The sequence below is a fragment of the Streptomyces sp. NBC_01537 genome, assembly GCF_045040445.1.
GTDB lineage: Bacteria > Actinomycetota > Actinomycetes > Streptomycetales > Streptomycetaceae > Actinacidiphila.
In genome coordinates this window covers 6541099-6554383 of record NZ_CP109392.1, presented here as the reverse complement: position 1 = coordinate 6554383, position 13285 = coordinate 6541099, and the positions used below count along the sequence as shown (strand labels likewise).

The window sequence follows — 13285 nt, the reverse complement described above, 5'->3', positions numbered from 1 at the left end:
GAAACCCCCTGCGAAAGTTCGTCGCGTGCGTCGTCACTCTCGCTGTGAACAGTTCATGCCAGAGGAATGGAATTACCAAGAAAGCACCAAGTGGGGCTCTGGCTAGCACACTTGAGGGAAAACCCTGCACGGACCCTGCGTCCGTCCCGCGTCCCCCACGCGGTCCCCCCGGTCACAGCAGCCTCCCGAACGTACTGACGTTAGCAGTTCGTAATGATCCACATCTCAGGTTGCTGAAAATCCTCACACGCATGGGTGTACACGCATAGCGTCATGCGCATGCGCCCCCTCCCTCAACGCTCCGACTCCCGCCGCGGGAACCCCCCTTCCCCGGCCGGAGGCACCAGCGGCACCACGTCAGAGGCCCTCCGCATGTCCCGTTTCCTCCGCGTCGCCATGACCGGCGGCATCGGCGTCGCCCTGGTCGCCGTGGGTGCCACGGCCAGTGGCCCACTGCTCGCCTTCCTCGACTTCGGCGTCGGCGTGCTCTCCCTGGTCTCGCTCAGCGCGGCCGTCATCTGGGGCCTGGTCTCCACCGACGAGTTCTTCCTCGGTCCCCGCCAGCGGCTCATGACGCAGGGCATTCACCGGGCGCTGGGGGTCGCCGCGGTGTGCTTCCTGATCGTGCACATATCGGTCAAGGTCGCCGAGGGCCACGCCACGATGTTCCAGGTGTTCAGCCCGATCGGCTTCACCGGCCAGGCCTTTCTGGTCGGCCTCGGCAGCCTCGCCGCGTACACGATGATCCTCACCGCCGTAACCGGCGCGATGCGCAGCGCCTTCGCCGAGCGCCGCCACCCGGTGCGCTGGCGGATCCTGCACTGCACCTCGTACATCTCCTGGTGCACGGCCCTGGTGCACGGGCTGAACGCAGGCCGCTCGGCGAAGACCCAGTTCATCGTGATGTACTGCCTCGCCGTGATCGGCGTGGCCATCGCCCTGATCGTCCGCATGCGCGCCACGCGCGGCGAGGCCCTGTTCCCGCTGCGGCCCTCGGCAGCGGGCGTCTCGGCCCCACGCGGCAGTACGGGCACCGGCCGGCGTCGCGCCGGGTCCGTCCCCAACGAGCGGGCGGACGGCATCCCGATGGCGTACACCGAATCGCTCCCTCCGCTGCCCAACTTCCCGCCGGTCGCCCCGCCTCCGGATTCACTTGCCCAGCTTCCGCCGGTCTATGCTCAGCCCCTGGCCGCCGCCGAAGCCACCGCGCAACTGCCGCCCGTTCCCGACCAAGGCGGCTATCCGGACCCCGGATACCAGAACACCGGCTACCAGACGCCCTACTACGAGACGCCTGCCTACGGCACCGAGGTTCCCCCGATGCCCCCGGCCGAGCCGGCCGACGTCAGCGCCGACCGCCTTCAGCCGGTCAACTGGCAGCAGCCGGCCCAGGGCCCGTACTACAACGGAGGACAGCGATGAGCCCGCGCCCCGACAACCTCCCGGCCCTTCGCGGTGCCCGGACCGGCGGCGGAGACGTGCTGCCCGAGGTGCGCGCGGTAGGACTGCCCCGGATCACCGCCGGGTTCGACGAGGTCGAGCGCCTGGACCGCGTCACCCACCTGTCCGTCCACGGCTCCATGCCGTCGGGGATGACCGAGAGCGAACTGGTCGACCTCGCCGAGCTGATGGTCCTGCGCGGCAAGGGCGGCGCCGGCTTCCCCTTCCACAAGAAGCTGCTCGCGGTCGGCAAGAGCGTGAAGCAGCGCGGCATCCGCCCGGTCGTCGTCGTCAACGGCTCCGAGGGCGAGCCCGCCTGCCGCAAGGACGCGACGATCCTGCGGCGCGCGCCGCACCTCATGCTCGACGGCGCCCTGCTGGCCGCCGAGATCATGGGCGCCTCCCAGCTGATCATCGCCGTCACCCGCGACACCAACGAGGCCTCTGTCCGCGACGCCATGGCCGAGCGCGGCCTCGCCGACCGGCGCGGCAAGGCCCTGCGGGCCCGGATCGTACGGATGCCGGAGCGCTTCGTGTCCGGCGAGTCCTCGTCGATCATCTCGGCCGCCAACGGCGGCGCTCCGCTGCCGCCCGGCCGCAAGGTCAGTTCCAGCGAGGCCGGCGTCGACGGCGCGCCCACCCTGTTCTCCAACACCGAGACCTTCACCCAGCTGGCCATCGGCGCCCGGCTCGGCGCCATCCGCTACGGCTCCACCGGCGTGGCCGGCGAGCCCGGCACCGCCATGCTGACCGTCTCCGGCTCGGTCCCGCAGCAGCTGGTCATCGAGACCCCGACCGGCGTCCCCATGTCGTACATCCTGCAGATGGCCGGCGGCTCGGTCGGCCAGGGCGTCCTCGTCGGCGGCTACCACGGCGGCTGGATCGACCCCTCGGTCGCCTCCATGGTCACCATCGCCCGCGAGAGCCTGGAGGCCCACAAGGCCACCCTCGGCGCCGGCGCGCTGCTCCCCCTCGACCCGGGCCTGTGCCCGCTCGGCGAGTCCCTGAAGATAGCCCAGTGGCTCGCCGGCGAGACCGCCGGCCAGTGCGGGCCCTGCAAGCTCGGACTGCCCGCGATGGCCGCCCTCCTCGGCGACGTGCTCAACGGCGGCGGCCAGGCCGCCCTGGAGCAGCTGCGCAAGGTCGCCATGGGCGTCAAGGGACGCGGCGTCTGCAAGCACCCCGACGGCTCCATGCGCTTCGTGCTCTCCTCCATCAGCGCCTTCACCGACGACCTCGCCGCCCATGTCCTCGGCGGCGGCTGCGGACGCCCGGTCAAGGGCGTCATGCCGCTCCTGGGCTCCGAGCCCATCGGCGGCAAGGGCGGCAGCGCCGGCCCCTCCAACCAGAAGCTCGTCGTGGACTGGACCCTCTGCAAGGGCCACGGCCTCTGCGCCGGCATCCTCCCCGAGATCGTCCGCCTCGACGCCAACGGCTACCCCGACATCGCCGGCACCCGCGTCCCCGCCCACCTCACCGGGCAGGCGCAGCGCGCGGTCCGCCGCTGCCCGGCGCTCGCGCTGCGCGTGGAGGAAGCGGGACGGCGCTGACACCGGCCCAACCGCAGCCGTGCCGCAGCCGTGCGGGCGCGCGATCGCTTCGGCGGTGCGCGCCGGCACCGCGGCACCGGCACCGGCATGTCCCGGAATAGCGAAAGGGCCCGGAGGCCGTAATCGGCGTCCAGACCCTGGGTGTTCTGCGAGGTGTGTTCTGCGAGGTGAAGTGGAGCTACGGGGATTCGAACCCCGGACCTCTTGCATGCCATGCAAGCGCTCTACCAACTGAGCTATAGCCCCGCGTGCCGTTCCTCCGGGTCCCCCCGGCGACTCGGCATACATTACGGGCTGGCCGTGGGTTTGGCCAAATCCATTAGAGGGCACCCGGCGGGCAACCGATCCGGGCCCTGTGGTGGTCTGGGTGGTTGACGATACCGTCGGGCGTCAGGGCCGGACAGGCCCAGCCCGCGTCCCCCACCCAGGAGCCTTACGCCGTGACTGCGACGCAGCAGACGCCCTACCCCGCGCGGCGGGCCACGCTGGTCGCGGCGGTGGTGTGCGTGCTCTCGCTGACCGGCTTCTGGCTCGCCCAGCGGGCCGCACATGTCACGATGCTCGACCTGGACGTCTACCGGGCCGAGGGCTGGACGGTGCGCACCGGCGGAGATCTGTACGACATGCGGGCCACGCGCGCCCTGCTGCCGACCACGTATCCGCCCTTCGCCGCAGTGCTGTTCATCCCGCTGACGTGGCTGAGCACCGGCGCGATGCGGGTGGCGGCCAATCTGGTCAACCTCGGGCTGCTGGTGGCGCTGGTCCACCTGTCGCTGCGGCTCATCGGCCACCGCCCGGCGCGGCTGCCGCAGGCGGCGGTGACGCTCGGGGTCGCGGCGGTCGCGGTGTGGTGCGAGCCGGTGTGGACGACGATGCGGTACGGGCAGGTCAACCTGCTGGTGGCGGTGCTCGTGCTGTGGGATCTCACCCGGCGCCCGGGCAACCGCTGGGCCGGGGCCGGGATCGGCATCGCGGCCGGGATCAAACTCACACCGGCGCTCTTCGCGGTCTTCCTGGGAGCGGCGGGGATCGCTCTCGCCGTCCGGCGGCTGCGCAGCGGCGGCACGGGGTGGAATGTCCACCTGCAGCGGGCGATGGTCGCGGGCGTGACGTTCCTCGCCACGGTCGCGCTCACCGCGATAGCCCTGCCGCACGACTCCAGGCGCTTCTGGACCGAGATCATCTTCTCGGCCGACCGCCCCGGCAACGGCGAGGACACCGCCAACCAGTCGCTGCGCGGCGTCGTCGCCAGGGCGCTGCACACCGGCGATCCGGCGAGCGGCTGGCTCCTGCTCACCGCCCTCGTCGCCTGCGCGGGCCTGGTCGTCGCCGTCGCCGCCCTCCTCGCCGGTGACCGCCTGCCGCACGGCCCCGCCTGGGCTGCCGTCTCCTGCGGCGTCACCGCGCTCGTCGTCAGCCCCATCTCCTGGTCCCACCACTGGGTCTGGGCCGTGCCGCTGGTGCTGCTGCTCGCCGCCGAGGCGATACGGCGCCGGGGGCGGCGCCGCCGCTGGACCGTGGCCGCCGCCCTCACCGGGCTCACCTTCTACTCCTTCGCCCTCTGGTACGTCCCCCACGGCACCGGCCACCGTGAGGAACTCCACCAGTCCGTGGGCCAGATGCTGCTCTCCGCGGTCTATCCGGCCGCCGGGGTCGCCTTCCTCGCGGTGGCCGGTGTCGTGACCGCCCGCGCGTGGCTGCGGCGCCCGCCGGTGCGGCCCGTGCCGGTACGGGCCCCTCGCTCAGCCCTGCGGGTCGGGGACGGGCCGTCCGCCTGAGCGGCGCAGGCCGGCCAGCGCCCCCGCCAGTGCCGTGGCCGCGAGTGCGGCCGATGTGACGGCCATCGCGTGCGCGGAGGGGTGGGGGCCGGAGGCGGCCAGGCGGTTGAGGAAGAGCGTGCCGAGGGTGGCCACGCCCAGGAGCATGCCGAGCTGGGTGACGGTGGCGAGGAGCCCGCTGGCGTCGGCCGCGTCCTCGGGGACGACCTTGCCCAGGGCGAGGGTGAGCGTCGGGCTGAATGCCAGGCCGAGGCCGGCGCCCAGACCGGCCAGGGCCACGAGCAGCCCCGCTTCGTGGCGGCCGCCGTCCCGCAGCAGGAGGCCGAGCCCGGCGAGGGAGAGCGCGGCGAGCAGCAGGCCACCGGAGGCCAGCGCACCGTAAGAGCGCTGGGGCAGCCGCCGCCAGTACAGGCCGGCGAGGCCGAAGGTCACGGCTGCGGCGGCGAAGGTGAGCCCGGTGTGCAGGGCGCTCTCGCCGAGGCCGCGCTGCAGGTGCAGGGCGAAGGAGAACAGAAAGCCCGCGTTGACGGCCATGGTCAGCCCGATGACGGTGACGGCGCGCCCCATGCCCGGTGCCCGGAGCACCCGCACCGACACCAGCGGAGCGCCCCCGCGCCGGGCGAGCCGCGCCTCCAGGGCGACGAAGACCACAAAGAGCACCGCGCTCAGCGCTAGGCAGAGCCAGCCCCACAGCGGCCAGCCCTCCTCCTGCCCGAGGACGAGCGGGACGGTCAGCAGGGACACCGCCGCGCCCAGCACGACCAGCCCCGGGAGGTCCAGGCCGCGCCGCCGCTCGGGGGCGCCGGCCACGTCGCGCGGAACGACGCGCGGTGCCAGGACGAGCAGCGCGAGCCCGATCGGCACATTCACCAGGAACACCGGCCGCCAGCCCGTCCCGAAGAGGTCCGCGCTGACGAGCACCCCGCCCAGGGACTGCCCGACCGCCGCACCGGAGGCGAGTACGGCCGAGTACACGCTCAGCGCGCGCACCCGTCCCTCGCCGGTGAAGTTGCGCTGGATGAGGCTCAGCACCTGCGGCACCATGAGCGCCGACCCCGCGCCCTGCGCGAAGCGAAAGCCGATCAACTCCCCCGTGGACTGGGCGAGTCCGCAGGCCAGCGAGGCCGCCGTGAAGAGCGCGATCCCGGTCAGCAGGACCCTGCGGTGGCCCCACAGGTCGCCGATCCTCGCGCCGGTGATCAGGAGTACGGCGTACGCGATGGTGTAGCCCGCGATGACGAGTTGGAGCCCGGCCCCGGAGGCGTGCAGGTCGCCGCCGATCGTGGGCGCGGCGACATTGACGATGAAGACATCGAGCAGGGCCATGAACTGGCCCGTGAGGATGATGCCGAGCAGCAGACCGGCGGGCGGACGCCGCGCGGTCCCGGTGCGCCCGGCGACGGGCGTGCTGAGCGTGGAATGCGTCATGTCCATGAGCCTGCGCCCCGCCCAATACCCGTAACGAGAGCCCCGTGATGCTGGTACTGGCAGCACCTGGCAAGGCCGCCGGACCCACGGCACGATGGTCGCATGCCCGAGCGCCGGAACGAACTCGCCGCCTTCCTGCGCAGCCGCCGCGCCAGGATCACCCCCGAGGACGTCGGCATGCCCCCGGGCCTGCGGCGGCGTACGCCGGGGTTACGGCGCGAGGAGGTCGCGCAGCTGTCCGGGGTCGGGGTCACCTGGTACACGTGGCTGGAGCAGGGCCGCCCGATCAACGCGAGCGTGCAGGTGCTGGACGCTATCGCGCGCACCCTGCGGCTGGACGTGACCGAGCGGCAGCACCTCTACCGGCTGGCGGGCGTGCCGTTCGTCCGGGACGACATCCCGGACGCCGATGTCGTGGGCTGCGAGGTGCAGGGCATCATCGACGCCCTCGACCCGCTGTGCGCGGTGGTCTACAACGCGCGTTACGACGTGCTGGCGTCCAACGCCGGGTACCGGGACCTGTTCCCGGGTGTGCGGTTCGCCGGGCGTAGCGACCGCAACGTACTGCTGCGGCTGTTCTCCGGCCCATCCTGCTGCTCGGCGTTCGTCAACCGTGACGAGGAACTGCCGCGCATGGTCGCGCAGATGCGCACGGCCTACGGGCGGCATGTGGGAGAGCCGGCCTGGGAGTCGTTCATCGAGCGGATGATCCGGACGAGCGCCGAGTTCGCCCAGATGTGGGCGAGCGGGGATGTGGCCCCGCCGGGGCAACGGATCAAGCACATCCAGCACGCGTCGGTCGGCAGCATCAAGATGTCGACCGTCTCGCTGGCGATCGACGGCATGCCCGAGCACCGCATCGTCGTCTATACGCCCGATGATGAGGAGAGCAGGGCCCGGATCGAGCAACTGCGCAGCCTGGAAGACCCGTTGATCGGCTGCTCGGTGCACGCCCGGCCGCTCTCGGAGATCGTCTCCGGAACGCAGATGTCCCGCGCCCTCTGACGAGGGCCCGGGACATGAACTGCGGGCTGTGGAGCTACGGGGATTCGAACCCCGGACCTCTTGCATGCCATGCAAGCGCTCTACCAACTGAGCTATAGCCCCGCTGTTCTCGGGCGTTCCGCCCTGCGAACGAGTAGAAGCTTAGCCGGTCAGGGCTCGATTCCAGAAATCGGGCTCAGTCGTCGTCGCCGAGCACCGGCTCGGGCAGCGAGCCCGCGTTGTGCTCCTGCAGCCGCCAGCCGCGCGCACCCTCGCCGAGCACCGACCAGCAGCAGTTCGACAGGCCGCCGAGGGACTCCCAGGTGTGCGGCTCCAGGCCGATCAGCCGCCCGATGGCGGTGCGGATCGCGCCGCCGTGGCTGACCACGACCAGGGTGCCGCCGTCGGGCAGCTTGTCGGCGGCGTCGAGGACGACCGGGGCGGCCCGGTCGGCGACCTCGGTCTCCAGCTCGCCGCCGCCGCGCCGGACGGGCTCGCCGCGCTTCCAGGCGGCGTACTCCTCACCGAAGCGGGAACTGATCTCGTCGTGGGTCAGGCCCTGCCAGACGCCCGCGTAGGTCTCGCGGAGGCCTTCGTGGTGCGAGACGTCCAGGCCGGTGAGGGCGGACAGCTCGGCGGCGGTGTCGGCGGCGCGCTGCAGGTCGGAGGCGATGACGGCGTCCGGCTTGAGGGCGGCGAGCAGCCGGGCGGCCCGCTTGGCCTGGCCGATTCCGACCTCGGTCAGCGGGATGTCAGTGGTGCCCTGGAAGCGGCCTTCGAGGTTCCACGCGGTCTGGCCGTGCCGCCACAGCACGAGCCGGCGGCCGCGGCCGCGGATTGCCGTGCTCAGCGCAGGTCTCCGTCCTCGTCGGCGGCCGCGAGGGAGCGCGCGTGCTCCTCGCCCTTGCCACGGGTCTCCACCGCGTCCTTGGGCAGCTCGATCTCGGGGCAGTCCTTCCACAGGCGCTCCAGCGCGTAGAAGACCCGCTCCTCGGAGTGCTGGACGTGGACGACGATGTCGATGTAGTCCAGCAGCACCCAGCGGCTGTCACGGTCGCCCTCGCGGCGGACCGGCTTGGTGCCCAGCTCCTTGAGCAGCCGCTCCTCGACCTCGTCGACGATGGCCTTCACCTGGCGGTCGTTGGGCGCCGAGGCGACCAGGAACGCGTCGGTGATGGAGAGGACGTCGCTGACGTCGTAGGCGATGATGTCGTGCGCGAGCTTGTCGGCGGCCGCCTGGGCGGCGGCCTTGATGAGCTCGATGGAGCGGTCCGTGGCGGTCACAGGTGAGGCTTTCCGGTCGGGGACGTGTGTCTCCAAGGGTCTCACGACCCACGGACAGTCTCCGCCCGTTATCCGGCGCCTGTCCCTGCGGCGCCGGTCATCCGGCGCCGCAGGTCAGCTGCCGCTCACCCCTTGTAGTCCTTGCCCAGGACAACCGTGATGTCCGCGTTGGACGCGCCCGTGCCCTTCTTGACCAGCTTGGCGGCCAGGCCGAGGGTCTTGGCGACCTCCTCAGCGTCCGCCTTCCTGGCCGCGTCGGTGTAGATGACCTGCGAGGTCGCCTGCGGCGTGCCCGTCCCGGCGGCTACGTAGGTGTAGCCGGCGTTGACCACGGCGGCCTGGGCCTGGGTGGTGTTCGCCTTGTCGCCGGAGGCGTTCTTGACGCTGATCCTCAGGACACCGTCGGTGCTGCTGTTGGTGATCGTGCCGCCGAGCACGTCCTTGACCACGCTCTGGGTGGCCTTCGCGCTGAGCGTGCCGTCGGTCTGCACCGGGAGGGACTCGGTGGAGTAGGCGCCGGTCTTGGCCTGCTCGGCCAGGGCCGACAGGCTCGCGCCGAGCTCCTTCTCCTTCAGCGAGGGGTCGGGGATGGCGTTGAGGGTCTGGATGGTCTTGACGCCCAGACTGGTGCTGCTGGGGAACTTCTTCAGCAGGGCCTGGATGACCTGCCCGAAGCGGGCGAGCTGCTTGTCCTGTCCCTCGCCACTGGCGCGATAGGTGGCGTACGCGACCGCCGCCTTGCCGTTGAGCTCCTGCTGCTTGCCGGGCTTGACCAGGGTCGTGCCCTTGGACTTCACCATGGCGTCGGTGTCCACGAGGATGTCGCCGAGCGAGTCGACGAGCAGCTCCAGGTACGGGGTGTCGAGCCGCCAGGTGCCCGCGATCCTGGTGCCGAGCAGATTGTCCAGGCCCTCACGGGTGGGGGTGGCGCCGTCGTCGACGACGGACTTGCCCAGGGTGGTGGTGTCGCCGTCGTCGGTGCTGATGGCGAGGGAGTTGGGCAGCAGGACGGTGGTTCCGCGGTCGGTGGTGGAGTTGCTGACCAGCAGCGCGGTCGAGGTCTCGTCGCTGTCGACGGGGCGCAGGTGCAGCACGATCACATCGCGCTTCTGGGCGCCGGTGGCCGTCGTGGTCGCCGTACTGGTGTCGCCGAGCCCGGGGATCCGGCCGGTCTTCCAGAGGTAGCCGACGCCGCCGACCGCCACCAGGGCCAGCACCACGACCAGGGCGACCACGCGCTTGCGGCCGCGCCGCTTGCGCTCGTCGCGCCGCTCGACGCGGGACTCGGTGAACTTCAGCCAGTCGATGACCTCTTCGGACTCCTCGGCGTCCTCGTCGACGAAGGCGAACTGCTCGGTCCGGTAGTCCCGGTCCTGCGGGGCGGCGGGGGCGGGAGCGGGCTTCTCGTACTGCGGCTGCTGCGGCACCTGCTGCTCGTACTGCGGCTGCTGGTACTGCTGGGGCTGCTGCGGCTGCGGGTAGTCCTGGTACTGCGGCTGCTGCGGGATGTAGCCCTGGTACTGCTGCGGCTCGGGCTCGGGGTAGTAGGGCGGCTGCTGCTGGTAGCCCTGCTGCTGTTCGTACGGGTCGTAGCCGTAGCCCTGGCCGTTGCTGTAGTCGGGCTGCTGCTGTCCGTAAGGGTCCTGCTGCTGGGGGTCCTGGGGATACGGCTCCTGCCCGTCGGCGTACTGCCAACGAGGGTGTGCGTCGTTCACGTGGACCCCTCCACCGGTTACCGGTACAGCTTGCGTTTGTCGATATATCGCACGACGCCGTCCGGTACGAGGTACCAGACCGGCTCCCCCTTGGCCACCCGCTCGCGGCAGTCCGTCGAGGAGATGGCCAGCGCCGGGACCTCGACCAGCGAGACCCCGCCTTCCGGGAAGCCGGGGTCGGCCAGCGTGTGCCCGGGACGGGTCACGCCGATGAAGTGCGCCAGCGAGAACAACTCCTCGGCGTCGCGCCAGGAGAAGATCTGGGAGAGCGCGTCGGCGCCCGTTATGAAGAAGAGGTCCGCCTCACCGTGCTCGGCGGCCAGGTCCCGCAGGGTGTCGATGGTGTACGTACGCCCCGGGCGGTCGATGTCGCTCCGGCTCACCGAGAACTGCGGATTGGAGACGGTGGCGATCACCGTCATCAGATACCGGTCCTCGGCCGCCGACACCACCTGGTCGGTCTTCTGCCACGGCTGCCCGGTCGGCACGAAGACCACCTCGTCGAGGTGGAACAGACTCGCGACCTCGCTGGCCGCCACGAGGTGACCGTGATGAATGGGGTCGAATGTGCCACCCATCACGCCGAGCCGCTTCTTCACCGGCGGTTCCTGCTCTCCCATGCGGCCTGAGCCTACTTGGCCAAGCTGTCGGCGCTACCCCGATCAGCGGTCCCGGTTGAAACGTGTGGTGATCCAGAGCAGGAGAAGCAGGACGAAAAAGGCACCGCCACCCGTGAGGACCGGATTGAGGCTCTCGTGCCCGCCTCCGCCGCCCTCGCCTTCTGCGAGAGTGGTCAGGGCGGCGACGGCTGCGTATGAAGTCATGGGCGTCATCGTACGGGCGAGTCCGAAGGAACTTCGAGCAGGCTCCGCGCGTCCTCCATGTGTACCGATTGGCAATCAGGGGGTCTGGCCAATATGTCCGAGTCGAGCGAGACGAACAATCTGCCGGGGCGCAACCGGCGGCGTTTCCCGGGGATCTCATCCCGTGCCTACGAGCACCCGGCCGACCGCTCCGCGCTGGTCGCCCTGCGCAAGCTGACCGGCTTCGACACGGTCTTCAAGGCGCTCAGCGGCCTGCTCCCCGAGCGCAGTCTGCGGCTGCTCTTCCTCTCGGACTCCGTCCGGGTGAGCGACGAGCAGTTCTCGCACCTCAACGACATGCTGCGGGACGCCTGCTACATCCTGGACCTGGAGAAGGTCCCCGCGATGTACGTGACCCAGGACCCGCAGCCCAACGCCATGTGCATCGGCCTGGACGCGCCGCTCATCGTCGTCACCACCGGCCTGGTCGAGCTCCTGGACGAGGAGGAGATGCGGGCCGTGGTCGGCCACGAGGTGGGCCACGCACTGTCCGGCCACGCGGTCTACCGGACGATACTGCTGTTCCTGACCAATCTGGCGGTGCGCATCGCGTGGATCCCACTGGGCAATCTCGCGATCATGGCGATCGTCACCGCGCTGCGCGAATGGTTCCGCAAGTCCGAGCTGTCGGCGGACCGGGCCGGGCTGCTGGTCGGCCAGGACCTGCGGGCGTCGATGCGCGGGCTGATGAAGATCGCCGGCGGCAACCATCTGCACGAGATGAACGTGGACGCGTTCCTGAAGCAGGCCGAGGAGTACGAGGCCGCCGGTGACCTGCGCGATTCCGTGCTGAAGATCCTCAACGTGCTGCCGCGGAGCCACCCCTTCACCACCGTGCGGGCGGCCGAGCTGAAGAAGTGGGAGGCCAGCCGCGACTACCAGCGGATCATGGACGGCCACTACCCGCGACGCAGCGAGGACAAGGACACCTCGGTCACGGACGCCTGGAAGGACTCGGCGAACCACTACGCCCAGACGGTGAAGACCAGCAAGGACCCGCTGATGCGGCTGCTCAACGACATCACGTCGGGAGCCGGGGACGTGGGCGGCAAGCTGCGCGACAGGTTCACCGGCTCGCAGAGCTCGACGCAGACGCAGACGCCGCCCCAGGACTCACCGCCGTCGCCGTCGGAAGGCTCTGAGGACTGACCGCGACATCGGGGGCCAGCACACCGCAGACCGAGGTGATCTGGTGGTCCCGGTCGTACGGGTCGGTCCCGGTCAGCGGCTGGGCCCGCTGGCCGGCCAGCAGCGGCCGGAAGTAGCCCGCCTGATCGGTCGCGCAGGACAGCGGCCCGGCCTCGACCGAGGCCTGCACCAGCTCGACGTGGCGGTCGCGCAGATCGTCGGGGTCGAAGCGCAGCCGCATCTCGCGCCGGACGGTGAAAAGCGAGGGCGTGCTCGCGACCCCGATGGCGTCACGGACCGCGTAGACCAGGGTGTGGTCGGTGACGACCTCCAGGGTGTCGTCGGCGGCCTCGCTCACGGTCATGCTGCCCCGCACCCGCACCTGGTCGTCGGCGAGGGCAATCCGGGCCGGGTCGAAGCGCACCAGCCAGCCGGTGGCCGCGTACCGGCCGTCGTCGGCAGGCTTCTCCAGGCTGCGGTCGAACTGGTCCTGCTGCCCGGGGGTGAGCATATTCCGTACGGTGCGGACATCGCCGCCGGTCAGCGCGCCGGGGTCGATCGTGGAGGCGACCAGGTACTCCTGCGCGATGATCAGCGCCTGCATGACCTGGTCCTCGGTGAAGTGCGAGGTCCGGTGGGCGGCCGGGAAGGTGATGCCCGCGGCGCCGGTGCGGTAGTCGGCGGCCCGGTGCCCGGCGAAGGGCTGGTCGCGGTCGGCGGCGGGAACCGCCCCGGTGGGCGCGAGCGGGATCAGAGTGATCCGCAACTGCCCGGCGACGGGGGTGGCGGGCTGATGGTACGGATTGCGTATGCCCAGGTAGATCGCGGTGCCGAAGGCCATCGCGATCAGGATGACCAGGATCAGGGCCTGCCGGGGGGCGCCGCCCCGGGACCAGAAGCGGCGGTTGCGCACGGCGCGGGCGGTGCCGTCCAGCCGCTCACGGGCCGAGTACTCCTGTATCCGGGCAGCACGAACAAACGATTCGTCGAAGACGACGGATCGGTACTCGTCGTCCCCACCTCCCGGAACGCCCTCGGGGTTCCCCTCAGGTGGGTCTCCAGGACTGCCCATACCACAAGGGTAGGTCGCGGAGCGCTCTTATAAACGCCCTGGT

Annotated in this window: 12 protein-coding genes and 2 tRNA genes; 5 read left to right on the top strand and 9 right to left on the bottom strand. The window is 71.0% G+C overall.

Annotated elements, in window-relative coordinates:
- The first annotated feature begins 372 nt into the window (after positions 1–372).
- Both OG607_RS30185 and OG607_RS30180 read left to right on the top strand, forming a co-directional pair.
- Positions 373–1422: a hypothetical protein gene (locus OG607_RS30185; protein WP_405730204.1), complete on the top strand. Its 1050-nt coding sequence runs from the start codon at positions 373–375 to the stop codon at positions 1420–1422.
- Positions 1419–2990: an NADH-ubiquinone oxidoreductase-F iron-sulfur binding region domain-containing protein gene (locus OG607_RS30180; protein WP_405730202.1), complete on the top strand. Its 1572-nt coding sequence runs from the start codon at positions 1419–1421 to the stop codon at positions 2988–2990. Before OG607_RS30185 ends, OG607_RS30180 begins: the two co-directional genes overlap by 4 nt.
- 173 nt (positions 2991–3163) lie before the next feature.
- On the opposite strand, the gene OG607_RS30175 is transcribed toward OG607_RS30180, so the two are convergent.
- Positions 3164–3236: transfer RNA gene (locus OG607_RS30175), tRNA-Ala, on the bottom strand.
- 194 nt (positions 3237–3430) lie between these two features.
- Between OG607_RS30175 and OG607_RS30170 the strand changes: the two genes are divergently transcribed.
- Positions 3431–4768, top strand: a complete 1338-nt coding sequence (locus OG607_RS30170) for a glycosyltransferase 87 family protein (protein ID WP_405730201.1) — start codon at positions 3431–3433, stop codon at positions 4766–4768.
- On the opposite strand, the gene OG607_RS30165 is transcribed toward OG607_RS30170, so the two are convergent.
- Entirely contained in the window at positions 4733–6196 is a 1464-nt protein-coding gene (locus tag OG607_RS30165) for an MFS transporter (protein WP_405730199.1), read from the bottom strand. The genes OG607_RS30170 and OG607_RS30165 overlap by 36 nt on opposite strands.
- Before the next feature lie 102 nt (positions 6197–6298).
- On the opposite strand from OG607_RS30165, the gene OG607_RS30160 reads away from it, so the two are divergent.
- A complete protein-coding gene (locus OG607_RS30160) occupies positions 6299–7201 on the top strand; it encodes a helix-turn-helix transcriptional regulator (protein WP_405730197.1) in 903 nt (300 codons plus the stop codon).
- Between the two features lie 29 nt (positions 7202–7230).
- Here OG607_RS30160 and OG607_RS30155 read toward each other — a convergent pair.
- From OG607_RS30155 to OG607_RS30130, 6 genes are all read right to left on the bottom strand, one after another.
- Positions 7231–7303, bottom strand: a tRNA-Ala gene (locus tag OG607_RS30155).
- A 73-nt stretch (positions 7304–7376) separates the two neighbouring features.
- Entirely contained in the window at positions 7377–8030 is a 654-nt protein-coding gene (locus tag OG607_RS30150) for a histidine phosphatase family protein (protein WP_405737147.1), read from the bottom strand.
- Entirely contained in the window at positions 8027–8464 is a 438-nt protein-coding gene (rsfS, locus tag OG607_RS30145) for a ribosome silencing factor (protein WP_405730195.1), read from the bottom strand. The genes OG607_RS30150 and rsfS overlap by 4 nt, the downstream gene beginning before the upstream one ends.
- A 125-nt stretch (positions 8465–8589) precedes the next feature.
- Positions 8590–10179: an LCP family protein gene (locus OG607_RS30140; protein ID WP_405730193.1), complete on the bottom strand. Its 1590-nt coding sequence runs from the start codon at positions 10177–10179 to the stop codon at positions 8590–8592.
- A 17-nt stretch (positions 10180–10196) separates the two neighbouring features.
- Positions 10197–10799 carry a nicotinate-nucleotide adenylyltransferase gene (nadD, locus tag OG607_RS30135; RefSeq protein WP_329317755.1) on the bottom strand — a complete coding sequence of 201 codons (603 nt, stop codon included), beginning with the start codon at positions 10797–10799 and terminating at the stop codon, positions 10197–10199.
- Positions 10800–10841: 42 nt separating this feature from the next.
- Entirely contained in the window at positions 10842–11003 is a 162-nt protein-coding gene (locus OG607_RS30130) for a hypothetical protein (protein ID WP_329317754.1), read from the bottom strand.
- Positions 11004–11096: 93 nt separating this feature from the next.
- On the opposite strand from OG607_RS30130, the gene OG607_RS30125 reads away from it, so the two are divergent.
- The gene (locus OG607_RS30125) at positions 11097–12191 is read left to right on the top strand and encodes a M48 family metallopeptidase (RefSeq protein ID WP_405730190.1); all 1095 of its coding nucleotides are present in this window, start codon (positions 11097–11099) and stop codon (positions 12189–12191) included.
- Here the strand turns inward: OG607_RS30125 and OG607_RS30120 are convergent.
- On the bottom strand, positions 12109–13242 hold the full coding sequence (locus tag OG607_RS30120) for a hypothetical protein (protein ID WP_405730188.1): 1134 nt from the start codon (positions 13240–13242) through the stop codon (positions 12109–12111). The genes OG607_RS30125 and OG607_RS30120 overlap by 83 nt on opposite strands.
- Positions 13243–13285 lie beyond the last annotated feature (43 nt).

Excerpts from the sequence above, each read along its gene's own strand:
- OG607_RS30165 (WP_405730199.1), bottom strand. The coding sequence starts at position 6,196 with ATGACGCATTCCACGCTCAGCACGCCCGTCGCCGGGCGCACCGGGACC.
- OG607_RS30185 (WP_405730204.1), top strand. The coding sequence starts at position 373 with ATGTCCCGTTTCCTCCGCGTCGCCATGACCGGCGGCATCGGCGTCGCC.
- OG607_RS30120 (WP_405730188.1), bottom strand. The coding sequence starts at position 13,242 with ATGGGCAGTCCTGGAGACCCACCTGAGGGGAACCCCGAGGGCGTTCCG.
- nadD (WP_329317755.1), bottom strand. The coding sequence starts at position 10,799 with ATGGGAGAGCAGGAACCGCCGGTGAAGAAGCGGCTCGGCGTGATGGGT.
- OG607_RS30125 (WP_405730190.1), top strand. The coding sequence starts at position 11,097 with ATGTCCGAGTCGAGCGAGACGAACAATCTGCCGGGGCGCAACCGGCGG.
- OG607_RS30160 (WP_405730197.1), top strand. The coding sequence starts at position 6,299 with ATGCCCGAGCGCCGGAACGAACTCGCCGCCTTCCTGCGCAGCCGCCGC.
- OG607_RS30130 (WP_329317754.1), bottom strand. The coding sequence starts at position 11,003 with ATGACTTCATACGCAGCCGTCGCCGCCCTGACCACTCTCGCAGAAGGC.
- OG607_RS30180 (WP_405730202.1), top strand. The coding sequence starts at position 1,419 with ATGAGCCCGCGCCCCGACAACCTCCCGGCCCTTCGCGGTGCCCGGACC.